Raw genomic sequence first — 16,979 nt, 5'->3', positions numbered from 1 at the left:
TGCCGGTTTTTATTGCCGCCACCGTGCGAGAGTTCTGGCTAACGAGGGAGGGACTCGCCTTCGGGCGAACCCGCGCGGCGTAATGTTGAAACTGCAACCTGCTTCCTCGGATAACCGCTTATTTTAACTGACTTTTTGCTGGTTTGGCCAGTCGCATGGCGCGGCGGGAAACGCCGTGAGGCAACGCTCATCGGCCCAGACGCGAAGCCGCGTGCGCGACGAGATTGCCCGCCAGATCGCCGACGCCCGCCAGTTCCTTCGCCCAGCGCGCCGCGCACGTCTCCAGCTTCTGCCGATGACGCCAGAAATCGGCCCAGTCGGGCGCGCCCGCGCCGTTCCACGCGTGCCAGAAGCGCGCGACGGCCTCGCGGGCGGACGGATCGAGCGTGCCCGTGTAATGCGCGAGCGCGGCGTCGAGTTTCGGCAAGTGGGCGTCGTCGGCTTGCGGATAGATTTGCCAGACGAACGGCTTGTGCGCCCATTGCGCGCGCACGAAAGAATCCTCGCCGCGCACGAAATTGATGTCGGCGGCCCAGAGCAACTCGTCGAAGCGCGGCTGCTCGACGAAGCCGAGCGCGTGCGCCCGCAACGCGCCCGCGCTCGCCGACGTGCCCGCCGCGAACGCCGGCAAGCCGAAAAAGCGCGCGAGTGCGCCGGAAATGCGGCCTTCGGGCACGAGCAGGACGACGGGCGCATCGCCGTCGCGCCATTGCGCGAGCAGCGCATCGACCGCCGGATTTTCATAGACGAAGAGCGACACGACCGTCTCGCCGTCGCCCGGACGCGCGATGCCGACGCGCTCGCGCCACCATGCGTGCGCATCGAAGTGCTCGCGTCGCGTGTCGAGATCGCGCTCCTTCAGCACGCCGCCCGTGCCCTTGCCGAGACCCGGAAAGAAGAAGCTCTTGTCGAGCGGATAACGCGGGTGCGGCGACGGCCGCATGTGGAAATCGGCGACCCAGTCCTCGCCGCTCAGATATTCGAGATTGATCCAGACGGGCTTCGGCTCGCGGCGCGCCATCGCGGCGATGTACGCGTGCGGCAACTCGCACCCGAACGCCTCGATCACGACATCCGGGATGGCGAGCGTATCGCCGGCGTGCGACGGCTCGTGCCAGCGCTCGATCGTGACGCCCATCGCATCCTGACGCGAAAGCGTCGCGTCGACTTCGGGGCAGAGCGCATGGAAGACCTTCAGGTCGTCGACGAAAAGACGCACGCGCCAGCCGTGCTCCGCGCGCAACTGCCGCGCGAGACGCCAGCACACGCCGATGTCGCCGAAGTTGTCGACGACCGCGCAGAAGATGTCGCAGGCGAGTTCCGGATCGGCGGGATGTGGAGTCATGAGGATGAAGGCGCGCGGTTTAATGTTCTAAACTGGCGATTCTAAGATAACGCGCCTGGCACGGCTCACCGTCGTGCCGATGCTTTTCCGTCCCCCTTGCTGCATGACCGACACCGACGCCCCCCAACCGGATTTCGACCCGAAGAAGACGCTCGCGCAATTGCCGCATCTGCCCGGCGTGTACCGCTATTACGACGGCGACGGCAACGTGCTCTACGTCGGCAAGGCGCGCAACCTGAAAAAGCGCGTGTCGAGCTACTTCACGAAGACGCTGCATTCGCCGCGCATCGCGATGATGGTCACGCGCATCCGCAAGATCGAGACGACCGTCACGCGTTCGGAAGCCGAAGCGCTGCTGCTCGAAAACAACCTCATCAAGGCGCTCGCGCCGCGCTACAACATTCTCTTTCGCGACGACAAGTCGTATCCGTTTCTCAAGCTCACGGGCCACAAGTTTCCGCGCATGGCCTACTATCGCGGCGCGGTCGACAAGAAGAATCAGTACTTCGGCCCGTTTCCGAGCGCGTGGGCGGTGCGCGAGAGCATCCAGATCCTGCAGCGCGTATTCCAGTTGCGCACGTGCGAGGACTCGGTCTTCAACAACCGCACGCGGCCGTGCCTTCTGCATCAGATCGGGCGCTGCACGGCGCCGTGCACGGGACTCATCACGGAAGAGGACTACGCGCGCGACGTGTCGAACGCATCGCGTTTTTTGCTCGGGCGTCAGGGCGAAGTGATGAAGGAGCTGGAGCAGAAGATGCACGCGTTCGCCGCCGATCTGAAGTTCGAGCAGGCCGCGGCGGTGCGCAATCAGATGAGTTCGCTGTCGACCGTGCTGCATCAGCAGGCGATCGAAGTCGGCGGCGAGAGCGACGTCGATATCCTCGCGGTCGTCGCGCTCGGCGGCAAGGTCTGCGTGAATCTCGCGATGGTGCGCGGCGGCCGGCATCTCGGCGACAAGGCGTATTTCCCGGCGCACGTCGAAAGCGCGATTGCCCTTGACGATGAAGACGATCTCCCCGAAGTCATCGATCTCCCCGAAAGCGACGAAGCGATCGCGCAGGCGGGTGTCGAGCCGGTGCAAGTCGATCCGGAATCCGAACCCGAATCGCGCGAAGGCGCGCTCGAAACCGAAGTGCTCGAAGCCTTCATGGCGCAGCATTACATCGGCAATCGCGTGCCGCCGGTGCTCGTCGTGAGTCATGCGCCGTCGAGCCGCGAGCTCGTCGATTTGCTGACGGAACAGGCGGGCCACAAGGTCACGCTGCTGCGTCAGCCGCAGGGCCAGAAACGCGCGTGGCTCTCGATGGCCGAAAACAACGCGAAGCTCGCGCTCGCGCGGCTTTTGTCGGAGCAAGGCTCGCAGCAGGCGCGCACGCGCTCGCTCGTGGACACGCTCTCGATGGAGATGGACGATCTCGCGCAACTGCGCATCGAGTGCTTCGACATCAGTCATACGATGGGCGAGGCGACGCAGGCGTCGTGCGTCGTGTATCACCATCACAAGATGCAGTCGGGCGAATACCGGCGCTACAACATCAACGGCATCACGCCCGGCGACGACTACGCGGCGATGCGCCAGGTGCTCACGCGTCGCTACGAGAAGATGGTCGCGCAGGCAGCCGCGAACGCGAACGACGAAGCGGCGACCCTGCAACCCGACGATGCCGCCGATCCCAACGTCACGCCCGATGCCGCCGAACCCGTGGCTGCGGGCGGCACGCTGCCCAACATCGTGCTGATCGATGGCGGCAAGGGGCAGGTCGAGATCGCGCGGCAGGTTTTCTCCGAGCTCGGGCTGGATCACGGCATGCTGGTCGGTGTTGCGAAGGGAGAAGGGCGCAAGGTGGGGCTCGAAACGCTGGTGTTCGCCGACGGCCGCAGCGCGCTCGAGCTCGGCAAGGAAAGCGCGACGCTGATGCTCGTCGCGCAGATCCGCGACGAGGCGCACCGCTTCGCGATCACCGGCATGCGCGCGAAGCGGGCGAAAGCGCGACAGACTTCGCGGCTGGAAGAGCTGGAAGGCGTCGGTGCGAAACGGCGTCAGCGGCTGCTGTCGCGCTTTGGCGGATTGCGCGGCGTGCAGGCGGCGAGCGTCGAGGACCTGGCGAGCGTCGAAGGCATTTCGCTCGCGCTCGCGCAGCAGATTTATCGTCAGTTGCATTGAGCCGCGAGAGCCGGCTGCGAGGCGCGCTGCGCGGGCGGCGCGCCTTGTGAGCGCGGAGTCGACGCGGCACAATGGCGGCTTCCTTACACGTCCATCAAGCGCTTTCGCCCATGCCGTTCAATCTACCGATCTTCCTGACGTGGCTGCGAATCGTGCTGATTCCGCTCGTGGTGGGCGTGTTCTATTTGCCGGACATGATGATGAGCCCGGAGCATCGCAACCTGCTCGGCATGCTTATCTTCGTGCTCGCCGCACTCACCGACTGGTTCGACGGCTTTCTTGCGCGCAAGCTCAATCAGACGTCTTCGTTCGGCGCGTTCCTCGATCCGGTCGCCGACAAGCTGATGGTCACCGCCGCGCTGCTCGTGCTCGTGCAGTTGTCGCGGCTGAATGCGGTGATCGCGCTCATCATCGTCGGACGCGAGATCACGATTTCCGCGCTGCGCGAATGGATGGCGCAGATCGGCGCATCGAAGAGCGTCGCGGTGAATCAGCTCGGCAAGTTCAAGACCGTATGCCAGATGGTCGCGATTCCGATGCTGCTGTTCTACGGGCCGCTGAAGATCGCCGGCACGCCGTGGATGATCGACACGCGCGTTTGGGGCTTGTGGCTCATCTACGTCGCGGCGTTCCTCACCGTGTGGTCGATGCTCTACTACATGAAGCTCGCGTGGCCCCAGATTCGCGAGCGCGGCGGCATGCTGTGAGACGAGCGAACGGCACATTGCAAAAATTGCGCCGGGGCGAAAAATTCCTCTCACAAAACAGTTGACAGCCCTCTTTGGCTTCTACATAATCTCGTTTCTCTGATGCACGGCGCGACGCAATAAGCGAAGCAACAGCAAAAGAGCAGCAGTAAATGCGGGAGTAGCTCAGTTGGTAGAGCGCAACCTTGCCAAGGTTGAGGTCGCGAGTTCGAGACTCGTCTCCCGCTCCAGATTTTGAAGGTTCGATGTCATCGGCGCTGAATTGGCGAAGCGCAACGGGGCATCGGGAGCCGGCAGTTTTAGCATTGCAGGATATTGCGGGAGTAGCTCAGTTGGTAGAGCGCAACCTTGCCAAGGTTGAGGTCGCGAGTTCGAGACTCGTCTCCCGCTCCAGTCAAAGGGGAAGCCAAGCTTCCCTTTTTGTTTGGTGATTCAGCCGGCATCATGCCGGTAAGCACCAAAACCGCTTGTGGCGCGGTAGCAAAGCGGTTATGCAGCGGCCTGCAAAGCCGTTTAGACCGGTTCGACTCCGGTCCGCGCCTCCACTTGAAAAGCCCTGATCCGTCAGGGCTTTTTTCTTTTCAGAACGCCGGCATCCAGCCGATTCTGCGTCCCCGTCGCGGCACGGCATAATTGCCATACTTCTGCCACACAAATCCAAATGACCGACCAACTCTCCGAATTCGAATGGCGCTGGAAGCGCTTCGACGACCTGACGACCACCGAGGTGTACGACATGCTCGCCGCGCGCAGCGCCGTGTTCGTCGTCGAGCAGAATTGCGTGTATGGCGATATCGACGGACTCGATGTCGATGCATGGCACCTCTTCGCCTACGGCAAGGGCGACAAGCGTCCCGCGCTCGCGGGCTATCTGCGCGTGCTGTTGCCTGGACACCCGGACGAGAGCGAGAAGGAAGTGCGCATCGGTCGCGTGCTGACGACGGCCGGCTTTCGTGGCCTGAAGCTCGGCAACGCGATGCTCGAGCGCGCGCTGGAACACATCCTGAAGCAATGGCCGGATCAGCCGGTCAGCCTGCATGCGCAAGCGCATCTGCAACGCTTCTACGGCGCGTTCGGCTTCGTGCCGTCGTCGGGTCTGCATGACGAAGACGGCATTCCGCACGTATGGATGCGCCGCCCCGGCTTCGGATCATGAAGTCGTGGCCTTCGGGCCGTTGACCGGCGCGCCCGCGCCGCGTCCGACACGTTCCTTTCTCAGCCGCGATCGCGCTGACAGCCGCAGCCAGTGGCGCAGGGCGATCAGCGCGCCGACGACGCTCATCATCGATCCCGGAATCCACAGCAAGAGGCCGCCGATCTGCTGATCGCGCATCGGCGTGATCCACGTGAACGCGCGGCCGCAGATCGAATAGATCGGATACAACTCGTGCGGCGTGAAGAAGATATAAGCGCCGAGGATGATCTGCGGCGGAATCGCGGCGATCACGACGAGAACGCGTCTGCCGGGCGCGAGCCGCGCGGGCGGCGCCGGGCGCGGATCGAGAATCAGCCACCAGAACAGCAGTCCGTCGATCACCATGCTCCAGTTCATCACGCGATAGAGCCGGTAATCGAGCATCGCCTTGAAGTGGATTGGCGAAAGCAGCCAGAAGTAAATCAGCCCGACGAACAGCGCGACCGCGATCACGGGATTGAACACGATATCGAAGAACACGCGCGCCACGCGGCTCTGCGCGGCCGGGCGCAGCCAGCGTTGCCGCCATGCGAACGGAACGCCCGCGCGCAATGCCGCGCCGGGGTACGACAATGCGATCAGGAACGGCCCGAGATGATGCAGCACGAGATGCTGCAGCCGATGCATGAAGAATTCGTGCTCGAAGAAGTAATCGAGGCGCGTGTGGAGCGCGACATAAAGGGCGATCAAGCCGAACCAGAACGCGATGCGACGCGATATCGACACGCGCGCATGCCGCGCGCCGCGCGCGAACAGAATCCCCGCGACGAGCACGGCGATCACGACCGTCGGCGACGGTTCCCACGGGTCGAGCCAGTACAGAAGCGCGCTCATCGTCAGGCATCCTTCGCGTGGATCACGCGCTTCAGATCGTTCGCGATGGCGTCGATGGAATCGTGATCGGTGGCGAGCAGGCGCGCGTGACCGGCGGCATCGAAGATATAGACGGCCGAGCTATGCGTGACTTCGTACTCGCCGTTCGGGTCGCGCTTTTCCATCTGATACGCGATGCGATAACGCTGCGCGACCGATTCGATCGCGCGCTCGGTGCCCGTCAGGCCGACGGCGTGTTTGTCGTCGAAAGCGCGCACGTAGGAGCGCAGGAGCGCGGGCGTGTCGCGCGCCGGATCGACCGAGACGAACACGATGCGCGTCCTGTCCGCGTCGGCGCCCACGCGCTGGAGCACCTGCATGAGGCGCGCCATCGTTTCGGGGCAGACGTCGGAACAATGCGTGTAACCGAAGTAGACGAGCGTCGTTTTGCCCGCGAACGATTGTCCGGTGACGGGCGCGCCGCCATCGTCGACGAGCGAGAAGTCCAGGTCCGGCAAATGGCCCGATACATCGGTCAATTGCCACGGGTCGGCGGGCCTGGAGCACGCCGCGAGCGCGCACAGCGAGAGAAGGGCGATGAAGCGCCGGAGTCGCACGGACCGCGCGGCGAGAAGGAGGAACGAAGCGTGCATCGGAGATCGCGTTGCAGGATGATTCGATATGAACTTCGTCGCAAAATACACGCCTTTTGCTGCGCTGCCAGCGCATCATGTCGCCATTAGACTATTTTTGAGACGATTTGCCGCATGACTCAGGCGTGCTGAAAGGGCTTGCAGCGAAGGTTGTAAGCTAGGAGCTTTCTTACCCGAAAGCGTTCGCGCGGTAAGATGCGCACGCATTGCGATGTCCCAAACGGGCGCGCGCCACATCACAGGCAAACCACAGGCCAAAGATCGATGCCAAATCTTCCCGATTCCCTGTCTCTTGCCGAGACCGCCTTTTTCTTTGATTTCGACGGCACGCTCGTCGAACTCGCGTCCACGCCCGACGGCATCTTCGTGCCGCGCTCGGTGCCCGACATCCTGGCCGCGCTCCGGCGCGCGACCAACGGCGCGGTGGCGGTCGTGTCGGGGCGCGGCATCGACAATATCGATTCGTTCCTGCAGATGCCCGATCTGCCCGTCGCGGGCATGCACGGCGCGGAACGGCGCGATTCGAACGGCGACGTGCAGCGCATCGGTTTCAACGACGAGCGGCTGCTGCGCATGGAGCACGCGCTCGAGAAGGTCGTGAGCGCGAATCCGGGCATGCTGCTCGAAATCAAGGGCGCGGCGCTCGCGCTGCATTACCGCAACGCGCCCGACCGCGAGCCGGCCGCGCGCGCGGCCACCGAGAAGCTGGTCGCGGAATACGCCGACGCCTACGTGCTGCAACCCGGCAAGATGGTCTACGAGATCAAGCCGAAGGACGTCGACAAGGGCCGCGCGGTGCGCGCGTACATGAGCGAGCCGCCGTTCACGGGCCGCAAACCGGTGTTCATCGGCGACGATCTCACCGATGAGAAGGGCTTTGCGGTGGTCAACGAATTCGACGGACTGTCGGTGAAGATCGGTCCGGGCGACACCGTGGCGCGCTCGCGTATCGAATCGGTCGAATTGCTGCTGGACTGGCTGCAGGTGATCGCGGGCACGGCCGGGAAGCACGCGTGAGCCGGCTGATCATCGTTTCGAACCGCGTCGCGCCGATTTCCGAAGGCGGCCCCGCGGCGGGCGGTCTCGCGGTCGGCGTGTACGACGCGCTGAAAGAAACCGGCGGCATGTGGTTCGGCTGGAGCGGAGACGTGCTCGCGTCTCATCCCGAAGGCATCAAGCTGGAAGAGCACGGGCCGGTGACCTTCGCGACCATCGGCCTCGTACGGCGCGACTACGACCAGTACTATCGCGGCTTTTCCAACGCGACCTTGTGGCCCGCGTTTCATTATCGGCCGGATCTGATCGAGTTCGATCGCCACGAATACGACGGCTATTGCCGCGTGAACCGCTGGCTCGCGGAGCAGCTCGCGCCGCTGCTCAGACCCGACGACGTGATCTGGGTGCACGACTATCATCTGATTCCGTTCGCGCAGGCGCTGCGCGCGCTGGGCGTGAAAAATCGCATCGGCTTCTTTCTGCATATTCCGTTTCCGGCGGCGCAGATTTTGTTGAGCGTGCCGCGCCATCGCGAACTTGTGGAAGCACTGTGCGCGTTCGATCTCCTCGGTTTTCAGACCGAGCCCGATCTGCGCGCGTTCTGCGATTACATCGAAACCGAAGCGGGCGGCTCGCTAAGGCGCGATGGCGCGAAACCGGTCGAGGTCCGCGCGTTCGGCCAGACGCTGCGCGCGGCGGCGTATCCGATCGGCGTGTATCCCGACGAGATCGCCGCGCTCGCGAAAGACGGCGAAAGCGGGCGTGACGTCGAGATCGTCAAGGCGACGCTGCATCATCGCAAGCTCGTGATGAGCGTCGATCGCCTGGATTATTCGAAGGGTCTCGTCGAGCGATTTCGCGCGTTCGAGCGGCTGGTCGAGCACGATTCGCGTCAGCGCAACAACGTGTCGTTTCTGCAGATCGCGCCGCCGACCCGTTCCGATGTCGATGCCTATCGCGACATGCGCTTCCAGCTCGAAGCGGAATCGGGCCGCATCAACGGCCGATATGCCGAGCTCGACTGGACGCCGATCCGCTATATCCATCGTCAATATGAGCGGCCGGTGCTCGCCGCGCTGTTCCGCGAGGCGCACGTCGGCCTCGTCACGCCATTGCGCGACGGCATGAATCTCGTCGCGAAGGAATACGTTTCGGCGCAGGATCCGGACGATCCCGGCGTGCTGGTGCTGTCGCAGTTTGCGGGCGCGGCGCGCGAACTGACGGCCGCGCTCATCGTCAATCCGCTCGACATCGACGGAATGGCCGATGCGCTCGCCATCGCGCTCAAGATGCCGCTCGACGAACGCAAGGCGCGCTACGGCGAGATGATGCAGCAGCTTCGCGAGAACAATGTCTCTGTGTGGCGCGACAACTTCCTGCGCGATCTGAAAGCCGGCGCGTAGACGCAAAAAAGCCGTGTTTCCTCACGAAAACACGGCTTTTCTCGACGGGCGTTGCGTTCAGGCGGGCTGCTTGTGCGGCGTCGCGACGATCGACGGCAGCTTGCCGTGCTGCTTCGCGAGCAACTCGCGATACAGCCCCGGGCGATCGCGCAATTCTTGCGGCGAGCCGTCGTCGATGACCTTGCCCGCGCTCATCACGATGATGCGATCGAAGTTTTGCAGCGTCGACAGACGGTGCGCGATCGCGATCACCGTGCGGCCGACCATCAGACGATCGAGCGCCTGCTGGATCGCTTCTTCGGATGCGCTGTCGAGTGCGGAGGTCGCTTCGTCGAGCAGGAGAATGGGCGCGTTCTTCAGGATCGCGCGAGCGATCGCGATGCGCTGACGCTGGCCGCCCGACAGTTTCACGCCCCGGTCGCCGACGATCGTGTCGAAACCTTCCGGCATCGCTTCGATGAAGTCCGTGCAGCGCGCCTCGCGCGCGGCGGCGAGCACGTCCTCGCGGCTCGCTTCCGGACGCCCGTAAGCGATGTTCTCGAACACGGTGCGATGGAACAGCGAAATATCCTGCGGCACGAGCGCGATCGCGTGGCGCAGGCTGTCCTGCGTGATCGCGCCGATATCCTGGCCGTCGATCTTAATGCTGCCTTTCTGCGTCTCGTAAAAGCGCTGCAGCAGCGCGAGCACGGTCGACTTGCCCGCGCCCGATTTGCCGATCAGACCGACGCGCTGACCCGGCTCGATATGCAGATGGAAATTGTCGAGAATCGGGCGACGGCGCGGATACGCGAACGTGACGTTGTCGAAATCGACGCGGCCGCCCTGCGGCACGAGTTCGGTCGCGTCCGAGCGATCCGGCATGCCGTGCGGTTCGAGCAACGTCTGGACGGCTTCGGCGAGACGCGCGACGTGCTGGGTGACATCGACGAGCGCGACCGCCAGATCGCGCGTGCCGTGCAGAATCGTGAAGCCGAGCGAGCTGACCAGCACGATATCGCCCGAGGTCGCGCGCCCTTGCGACCACAGCCACAGCGCCCAGCCGAGTAGGCCGGCGGAGAGAATGGCCGTGACGACTGCGTGGAACAGGCGCAGTTTTTCGAGGTACAGAAGACTCTGCTGACGCGCGACCATTTCGGCCTTCACCGTCGAGCCGAAGCGCTTTTGCTCGCGGAACGTCATGCCGAAGGCGCGCACGAGCGCCATATTGCCGATCACGTCGACGAGCTCGCCATCGACCGACGCCGCCTTCGACGCAAAGCTGTGATGCCGTGCCGAGCCGCGCTTCGCCAGGCGGTAGAGGATCAGCGCGAGAATCACCGACGCCGACATCAGGCCGGCGGCCATCAGCGGATTGACGGAGACGATCATCACGATCGCGCCCAGCACCGCGATGCACGGCGGCAGGACGTTCCACGCCATCACGTTTTCGGAGGTGTAGATCGCGTTCGACGTGGCCGTGATCCGGCTCGCGAGCATGCCGGGCTGTTTCTCGGAGAAGTACGTCGGCGAATGGCCGGACAGGTACGAGAACAGATCCTTGCGCAAGTCGCCGGTAACGATCACGAATACGTGCGCGCCGACCCAGCCGCCGACCCGCCAGAGCAGGTTGTCGGCGGCGATCAGTCCGACGAGGATCATGAACGCGCCCCAGAGCGGCCCGGGATGCCCGCGGCCTTGCCCGAGGACATCGATCAGATGCTTGATCGCGTACTGGGAGGCGAGGGCGCAGCCGACGGCGGCGAATACGCTGAAGAGCACGATGGCATGCGCGACGGGATGCCGGCGAATGTAGCGGAGCAGAAACGCGAGCGGCCGATGCGCGTAGCTCGAGAGCTTCGCGTTGTGCGCGTTACGCTGGGAGACGGTGAGTTGGTCCAATGGTCTTTTTTGGTCGTAGAGCGGTTGAGCGTATGTTGCGCCTTCGGGCAGTGCCATGCGCGGTGTCGACTGCGGCAACCGGCATGCGATGCGTCGCCCGATCCGGCGCGACTGACGTCAAGCGAGGCGACGCTGCGCCGTCTCCATCACGAATTGTAGCCAGTATCGCGGCGGGCAACGCGTTCTCGGGCATATGACGTTCGGGCTATGTGGCCATCCGAACGTCGCCCGTGGCGAAAATTGGGCTGCGGCCCGGCCTTCAGGCCTGCCGGGCGCACGGCTGACGGCATGGGCGCGCATTGTAAGCATATTGCGCAGCTTTTTGCGACGAAACGCTCGCCGGGCAGGCAGACATCTCGAAGAGCACGCGACGCGCCAGCCTTCAGGCTTGGCAGGCGCAATCGAACAGACACCATTGTTTGCCGCGGCGACGGGCGCATGCCGCGACAAGTCCGTGCTCCAATGTAGAACAACCTTAATAAACAGGGGTTTGCAAAATGTATCCCCCGTGTAACAAGGTAAATAAGTTGAAATGACTGCCGTCGTGACCCTGTAAAAAGCTCCATAATTCGATCCGGGTTTGCCCTTAGGTTTCCGACAGGTTTTTGCAAGTTCCCGTCAACCGCCGAAGCAGACGCGCGTTAATTGCTGGCGCGCGGCGATTTTCGAGATATGGAACCGCATTTGCTTAGTCCGAACGCCAGCGCGACAAACCGGTGATCAGCGACCCCGCTTTTTCACTCGAGCATCAGCCATAGCGCCGCGGCCACCGCGCCGCGGGAAGCTTCGCCCGAGCCGAGCGATTCGCTCTCCAACGTCAACATGACTGTAGTACTTGCCTGATCTTTCATTAGGAGTTTCACGACATGCGAATCGCTCAAATCGCGCCCCTCCACGAGGCTGTTCCGCCGAAGCTGTATGGCGGCACGGAACGCGTGGTGTCTTATCTGACCGAGGCACTCGTGGATGCTGGACACGATGTCACGCTCTTCGCGAGCGGTGATTCGCAGACGTCCGCCAAGCTCGAAGCATTCTGGCCGCAGGCACTGCGCCTCGACCCGACCATCCGCGACACGATGGCGCCGCACATGCTTCTGCTGGAAGAAGTTCGCCGCCGCGCGGACGAGTTCGACGTGCTGCACTTCCACATCGACTACTACCCGTTCTCGCTGTTCGCGCGCCAGCCGGTGCCGTTCCTGACGACGATGCATGGCCGTCTCGACCTGCCCGAACTCCAGCCGATCTTCAACACGTTCAACGACGTGCCGGTCATCTCGATCTCGGACAACCAGCGTCAGCCGCTGCCGCAGGCGCACTGGCTCTCGACGGTCTACCACGGTCTGCCGGAAAACCTGCTGAAGCCGATCCCGAACGTGAAGCCCGGTTATCTCGCGTTCCTCGGCCGCATCTCGCCGGAAAAGCGCGTCGATCGCGCGATCCGTATCGCGCAGGCCGCTGGCATGAAGATCAAGATCGCCGCGAAGCTCGACAAGGCCGACCGCGCGTACTACGAAGAAGAGATCAAGCCGCTCTTCGCGCTGCCGCACGTCGAGTACATCGGTGAAATCAGCGAAGCCGAAAAGACCGAGTTCCTCGGCAACGCGCACGCGCTGCTGTTCCCGATCGACTGGCCGGAGCCCTTCGGCCTCGTGATGATCGAAGCGATGGCCTGCGGCACGCCGGTGATCGCGTTCAACCGTGGCTCGGTGCCGGAAGTGATCGAAAACGGCGTGTCGGGTTTCGTCGTGGAAGACGAACTCTCAGCGATCGCCGCCGTCAAGCGACTCGACACGCTGTCGCGCGAGAAGGTCCGCGGCGCTTTCGAATCGCGATTCTCGTCGAAGGTGATGGCGCAGAATTACGTCAACGTGTACGAAGAATTGCTGCGCCAGAAGCGCCGCACCGTTCTGCGCGAAGTCAACGCAAGCTGAGTAAGTCTTGCCGCGTTGCGCGGCATCGGCTGTAAAACAACGCCCCGCGTGCCTCAAGGCACGCGGGGCGTTGTCGTAATAGCACACTTGGGTCTGCCTTTCGCGCGCCAGACCGCGCTACGGTTGTCAAACCTCTGACGACATCCGTAATCTCCCTATAATGACCGGGCTTCGCGATGCGCGGAGCGGCATGCAATGTTCGTGGACAGGAGTGTTTCTTTTGGCGAGACCCAAGCAAATCAGCGCGAGCCCGGTTCCGGGCGCCGGCACCGTGTTCGCGTTGCGTGCGATCGGACTGGTGCTCGCGGCGCGTTGGGCGTTCTCGATGTCGCAGATGGGCTACTTGTCCTCGCTGCGCGCGATGACGTCGTCGCCGTGGGCGTGTGTGAACCTCGTCCTGATTTTTCTCCTGATCGTGCTGCCGGGCGCGAAGGCGCGCATGGAGCGCCCGCTGCATCCGCTGCCGCAGTGGTTGCGGCAAGCGCTGCGCTTCATCGCGCTCCTGGCATTCGGCTTTGCGATGTTTTCCGTCGGCGCGTTCATCTGGAGTTCCGGATGGCGGCGCTTTACGCAAGCGCTCGCCGAGACCAACGGCTGGCTCGTCGTCGGTCCGGCGCTCTATGCGGTCGTCATGTGGATCTGTCGGCCGCGTGCGCTGTGGCGCACCAACGCCGCCGCACGGCGTTTCGCGATCGGCCGTTATGCGATCTCGCTCGATCCCGTCACGCGGACCGCGGTCGTCTGGGCGGAGAGCCGCAAGCTCGGCCAGTACGATGCGCGTGAACTGTCGGTGAAATGGCCGGCGCCATCGCCGGATGTATCTCCGTCAACGACGATGCTCACGCCGGCAACGGAACCCGCTGGCCCGTCGATTCGCGCAAGCGGCGAAGTGCGGCGGGGCGTGTTCGCGCGGCCGCCGAAGGTCGAATTGTTGTGGGACTCGCCCGCCGCGGCCGGACATAATCGCACCACTGTGTTCCGCGCGCCGCTCGCCAGCGAGGGCGACCGCAACGCGGCGCGTGCGCTCGATGTGACGCTGCGTCAGATCTGAATCGTTCGCCTTCGCAAGCCGAAATTGCCGTGCACGTCGTTCCTGTCTCTTCAGGGAGGAAAGGATGCTGATACGTTGGACGCTGGCCGCAATTCATCTTCTTGCTTTCGGTTTCGCGCTCGGCTCGGTGCTCGCGCGCGCCCGCGCGTTGCGGCATCTCGATGCCACGCAGTCCATTCAGGCGAACGAACTGCGGTTGCGCGACGTGTTTCGCTCGGATTCGGTGTGGGGCGTCACCGCGATCGTGCTGATCGTGACGGGCGTGACGCGCGCGTTCGGCGGCTTCGAAAAAGGGGCCGCGTATTATCTGCACGAGCCGCTGTTCCATTTGAAGATGACGGTGCTCGTCGCGATTCTGCTGATCGAAGTCTCACCGATGCTCGCGCTGATTCGCTGGCGCATCGCGCTTGCGCAGGGCGGGGCGATCGATTTGACGCGCGCGCGGCGTTTTGCGTGGATGAGCGATCTTGAAGCCGGGCTCGTGATGGTGATGGTGATCGCCGCGAGCGGGATGGCGCGCGGTATATGGGCGTCGTAACCACATTAAGCGATGGAAAATGAAAAAGGCCCAAGTCGTGAGACTTGGGCCTTTTGTTCTTCGGTGCTTGTCTTTACCAACACCAGAATTCTGGTGGGTAGTACTGGGATCGAACCAGTGACCCCTGCCGTGTGAAGGCAGTGCTCTACCGCTGAGCTAACCACCCGAAGAGAAACGAGATTATGTCAGGCGTTTCGCGTTTCGTAAAGACCCTCTTAAGCCAAATTCGAAAAATTTATGCGGGAACGGCATCGCCTTCGGCCGGCGCGGGTTCCGTGCGCCATACGCTCGTGCCTTTGAGCGCCTTGTCGAGATCGGTCAGCACGGCTTCGTGCGCGGCGAGCTCTTCCACGCTCGCGACGATCACCGGCAAATCCAGATCGTCGAGCGCGATGCGCGACGTCGACACCGAGCCCGACGCAGGCTGATCGCCGAGCATGTCGATGACGAGGCTTTCCTGGCCGCGCGTCATCGCGAGATAGACCTCCGCGAGCAACTCCGAATCGAGCAGTGCGCCGTGCAGCGTGCGATGCGCGTTGCTGATGCCGAAGCGGTCGCACAGCGCGTCGAGCGAATTGCGCTTGCCGGGGAACATCTGCTTGGCCTGCGCGAGCGAGTCGATCACACCGGCGCATGTTTCGGACACCTTCGGCAATCCGAGCAGCGCGAACTCCGTGTCGAGAAAGCCGACGTCGAAGGGCGCGTTATGGATGATCAGCTCGGCGTCCGCGATGAAATCGCGCAACTCGGCGGCGATCTCGGCGAACTTCGGCTTGTCGCTCAGGAACTCGGTCGTGAGACCGTGCACTGCGAGCGCGCCGGGATCGCTGTCGCGCTCCGGGTTCACGTAGAGATGCAGATTGTTGCCGGTGAGCCGGCGGTTGATCAGCTCGACGCAGCCGATTTCGATGATCCGGTCGCCCGTCCTCGCGTTCAGGCCGGTGGTTTCGGTATCCAGTATCAGTTGGCGCATAGATGACGTGTAGTTTGATTAGCTGTCCGCGAGCGAGGTCACGCCACGATTGGCGAGCGCATCGGCGCGTTCGTTCTCGGGATGACCGGCGTGGCCCTTGACCCAGCGCCACTCGATTTCATGCTGAGCGACGAGGCCGTCGAGCCGCTTCCAGAGATCGGCATTCTTGACGGGCGTCTTCGCGGCGGTCATCCAGTTCTTTCTCTTCCAGCCGTGGATCCATTCGCTGATGCCTTTTTGCACATATTGCGAATCGGTGTGGATGACCGCGTGGCACGGGCGCTTCAACGCTTCGAGCGCGGAGATCACGGCCATCAGTTCCATGCGGTTGTTGGTGGTCGCGGCTTCTCCGCCGAACAGTTCCTTTTCCTGCGTGCCGAAGCGAAGCAGGGCGCCCCAGCCGCCGGGCCCGGGATTGCCTTTGCAGGCGCCGTCCGTGTAGATGTCGATTACCTTGTTCGATGCGGGTTCTTGAGTCATCAATGCTCGTTGCGAGTCTCGTTGCGCGTGTGCGGAGCCGCGACCGGCGCGAGGCCGGGCGCGAGCGCGGTTTTTTTCAGCTTGCGCGGACCGATGACGCGCATGCCGCGCACGCGTTTCACCGCCGTGATCATGTACGCCGCGCCGAAGATGGGCCACCAGCGATCGCCGGCAGCTTCCATGAATTCATAGCGCTGCAGCCACTTGTCCGCGACGAGCGGCGGACGATAACAGCCGAAGCGCCCGCGTTCAAGATCGAATCCGAGCAGCTTGATCCAGTCCTTAATGCGCGTGAACGCGATCATTTCGTGCGCCGACGGCACGAACGGCCGGCCCGCCACCTTGCCGAGCGATTGCCGCGCTCCCCACAGGCTCAGCGAATTGAAGCCGAGGATGATCAACTGGCCCTCGGGCACGAGCACGCGTTCGGCTTCGCGCAAGAGCCGATGCGGATCCGGCGAGAATTCGAGCGTGTGAGGCAGCACCAGCAGATCGACGCTTTGCGCTTCGAAGGGCAGGTCGAGCAGATCGCACCATACGGTGCTGCGGCCATCGGGTGCGCTTGCGGCGGGCAGTGCGCTCACGCCCGGCGTTGTGGCGCGCGGCGGCGTGTAGGGCGCGCTCGACGCGCTTTCGGCGTCGAGCACCAGCGCGCGGCCGGTCATGCGATTTTCACGCAACGCGTCGAGCTGCGGCATGCCGAGCTGCAGCGCGTGATAGCCGAAGATGTCGGACACCACGTGATCGAGCTGCGCCTGCTCCCATTCGAGCACGTAGCGTCCGGGCGCCGAGCTCGTCCAGGTGGGCCAGTCTATAATCGGTCGGTCAGACATGTTCGAATTGCCG

15 protein-coding genes and 4 tRNA genes are annotated in these 16,979 nt (G+C 63.5%); 11 read left to right on the top strand and 8 right to left on the bottom strand.

The window, feature by feature from the left end:
* Nucleotides 1-187 precede the first annotated feature (187 nt).
* A complete protein-coding gene (earP, locus tag QCE73_RS09795; protein ID WP_309880981.1) occupies nucleotides 188-1,345 on the bottom strand; it encodes an elongation factor P maturation arginine rhamnosyltransferase EarP in 1,158 nt (385 codons plus the stop codon).
* 103 nt (nucleotides 1,346-1,448) lie between these two features.
* Here earP and uvrC point away from each other — a divergent pair, with 103 nt between their 5' ends.
* The 6 genes from uvrC (at nucleotide 1,449) to QCE73_RS09765 (ending at nucleotide 5,375) form a co-directional block, all read left to right on the top strand.
* Nucleotides 1,449-3,512 (top strand): excinuclease ABC subunit UvrC, encoded by a 2,064-nt coding sequence (gene uvrC, locus QCE73_RS09790; protein WP_309880980.1) that lies wholly within the window; start codon nucleotides 1,449-1,451, stop codon nucleotides 3,510-3,512.
* Between the two features lie 110 nt (nucleotides 3,513-3,622).
* The gene (pgsA, locus tag QCE73_RS09785) at nucleotides 3,623-4,219 is read left to right on the top strand and encodes a CDP-diacylglycerol--glycerol-3-phosphate 3-phosphatidyltransferase (RefSeq protein ID WP_035501650.1); all 597 of its coding nucleotides are present in this window, start codon (nucleotides 3,623-3,625) and stop codon (nucleotides 4,217-4,219) included.
* Between the two features lie 154 nt (nucleotides 4,220-4,373).
* Nucleotides 4,374-4,449: transfer RNA gene (locus QCE73_RS09780), tRNA-Gly, on the top strand.
* A gap of 87 nt (nucleotides 4,450-4,536) precedes the next feature.
* Nucleotides 4,537-4,612: transfer RNA gene (locus tag QCE73_RS09775), tRNA-Gly, on the top strand.
* A 78-nt stretch (nucleotides 4,613-4,690) separates the two neighbouring features.
* Nucleotides 4,691-4,764 (top strand) — tRNA-Cys (locus tag QCE73_RS09770).
* A 116-nt stretch (nucleotides 4,765-4,880) separates the two neighbouring features.
* The gene (locus QCE73_RS09765) at nucleotides 4,881-5,375 is read left to right on the top strand and encodes a GNAT family N-acetyltransferase (protein ID WP_309880978.1); all 495 of its coding nucleotides are present in this window, start codon (nucleotides 4,881-4,883) and stop codon (nucleotides 5,373-5,375) included.
* Here QCE73_RS09765 and QCE73_RS09760 read toward each other — a convergent pair.
* Together QCE73_RS09760 and QCE73_RS09755 are read right to left on the bottom strand one after the other, a co-directional pair.
* Nucleotides 5,370-6,248, bottom strand: a complete 879-nt coding sequence (locus tag QCE73_RS09760; protein WP_309880976.1) for a cytochrome c oxidase assembly protein — start codon at nucleotides 6,246-6,248, stop codon at nucleotides 5,370-5,372. The two genes, QCE73_RS09765 and QCE73_RS09760, sit on opposite strands and share 6 nt — an antisense overlap.
* 2 nt (nucleotides 6,249-6,250) lie before the next feature.
* Nucleotides 6,251-6,880 (bottom strand): SCO family protein, encoded by a 630-nt coding sequence (locus tag QCE73_RS09755; RefSeq protein WP_309880974.1) that lies wholly within the window; start codon nucleotides 6,878-6,880, stop codon nucleotides 6,251-6,253.
* Nucleotides 6,881-7,144: 264 nt separating this feature from the next.
* Between QCE73_RS09755 and otsB the strand changes: the two genes are divergently transcribed.
* The gene (gene otsB, locus QCE73_RS09750; protein WP_187605778.1) at nucleotides 7,145-7,897 is read left to right on the top strand and encodes a trehalose-phosphatase; all 753 of its coding nucleotides are present in this window, start codon (nucleotides 7,145-7,147) and stop codon (nucleotides 7,895-7,897) included.
* On the top strand, nucleotides 7,894-9,279 hold the full coding sequence (gene otsA, locus QCE73_RS09745) for an alpha,alpha-trehalose-phosphate synthase (UDP-forming) (protein ID WP_309880971.1): 1,386 nt from the start codon (nucleotides 7,894-7,896) through the stop codon (nucleotides 9,277-9,279). The genes otsB and otsA overlap by 4 nt, the downstream gene beginning before the upstream one ends.
* Nucleotides 9,280-9,336: 57 nt before the next feature.
* On the opposite strand, the gene QCE73_RS09740 is transcribed toward otsA, so the two are convergent.
* Nucleotides 9,337-11,217: an ABC transporter ATP-binding protein gene (locus QCE73_RS09740; protein ID WP_309880969.1), complete on the bottom strand. Its 1,881-nt coding sequence runs from the start codon at nucleotides 11,215-11,217 to the stop codon at nucleotides 9,337-9,339.
* 809 nt (nucleotides 11,218-12,026) lie between these two features.
* On the opposite strand from QCE73_RS09740, the gene QCE73_RS09735 reads away from it, so the two are divergent.
* The 3 genes from QCE73_RS09735 (at nucleotide 12,027) to QCE73_RS09725 (ending at nucleotide 14,680) form a co-directional block, all read left to right on the top strand.
* Nucleotides 12,027-13,091: a glycosyltransferase family 4 protein gene (locus QCE73_RS09735; protein ID WP_035501645.1), complete on the top strand. Its 1,065-nt coding sequence runs from the start codon at nucleotides 12,027-12,029 to the stop codon at nucleotides 13,089-13,091.
* A gap of 220 nt (nucleotides 13,092-13,311) precedes the next feature.
* On the top strand, nucleotides 13,312-14,142 hold the full coding sequence (locus QCE73_RS09730) for a hypothetical protein (RefSeq protein ID WP_238215403.1): 831 nt from the start codon (nucleotides 13,312-13,314) through the stop codon (nucleotides 14,140-14,142).
* A gap of 64 nt (nucleotides 14,143-14,206) precedes the next feature.
* Nucleotides 14,207-14,680, top strand: coding sequence for a DUF2214 family protein (locus tag QCE73_RS09725; protein WP_309880967.1), 474 nt, complete (start codon nucleotides 14,207-14,209; stop codon nucleotides 14,678-14,680).
* A gap of 91 nt (nucleotides 14,681-14,771) precedes the next feature.
* Here the strand turns inward: QCE73_RS09725 and QCE73_RS09720 are convergent.
* The 4 genes from QCE73_RS09720 to QCE73_RS09705 all read right to left on the bottom strand — a co-directional run bounded on the left by QCE73_RS09720 (nucleotide 14,772) and on the right by QCE73_RS09705 (nucleotide 16,966).
* Nucleotides 14,772-14,846 (bottom strand) — tRNA-Val (locus tag QCE73_RS09720).
* Nucleotides 14,847-14,915: 69 nt separating this feature from the next.
* On the bottom strand, nucleotides 14,916-15,653 hold the full coding sequence (dnaQ, locus tag QCE73_RS09715; protein WP_187605772.1) for a DNA polymerase III subunit epsilon: 738 nt from the start codon (nucleotides 15,651-15,653) through the stop codon (nucleotides 14,916-14,918).
* An 18-nt stretch (nucleotides 15,654-15,671) separates the two neighbouring features.
* The gene (gene rnhA / locus QCE73_RS09710; RefSeq protein ID WP_035501642.1) at nucleotides 15,672-16,133 is read right to left on the bottom strand and encodes a ribonuclease HI; all 462 of its coding nucleotides are present in this window, start codon (nucleotides 16,131-16,133) and stop codon (nucleotides 15,672-15,674) included.
* Nucleotides 16,133-16,966, bottom strand: a complete 834-nt coding sequence (locus QCE73_RS09705; protein ID WP_238215397.1) for a class I SAM-dependent methyltransferase — start codon at nucleotides 16,964-16,966, stop codon at nucleotides 16,133-16,135. Before QCE73_RS09705 ends, rnhA begins: the two co-directional genes overlap by 1 nt.
* Nucleotides 16,967-16,979 lie beyond the last annotated feature (13 nt).

Source organism: Caballeronia sp. LZ029, assembly GCF_031451275.1.
Lineage (GTDB): Bacteria > Pseudomonadota > Gammaproteobacteria > Burkholderiales > Burkholderiaceae > Caballeronia > Caballeronia jiangsuensis.
Note: the sequence above shows the minus strand (reverse complement) of the source record. Positions and strands in the feature narration are given on the sequence as shown.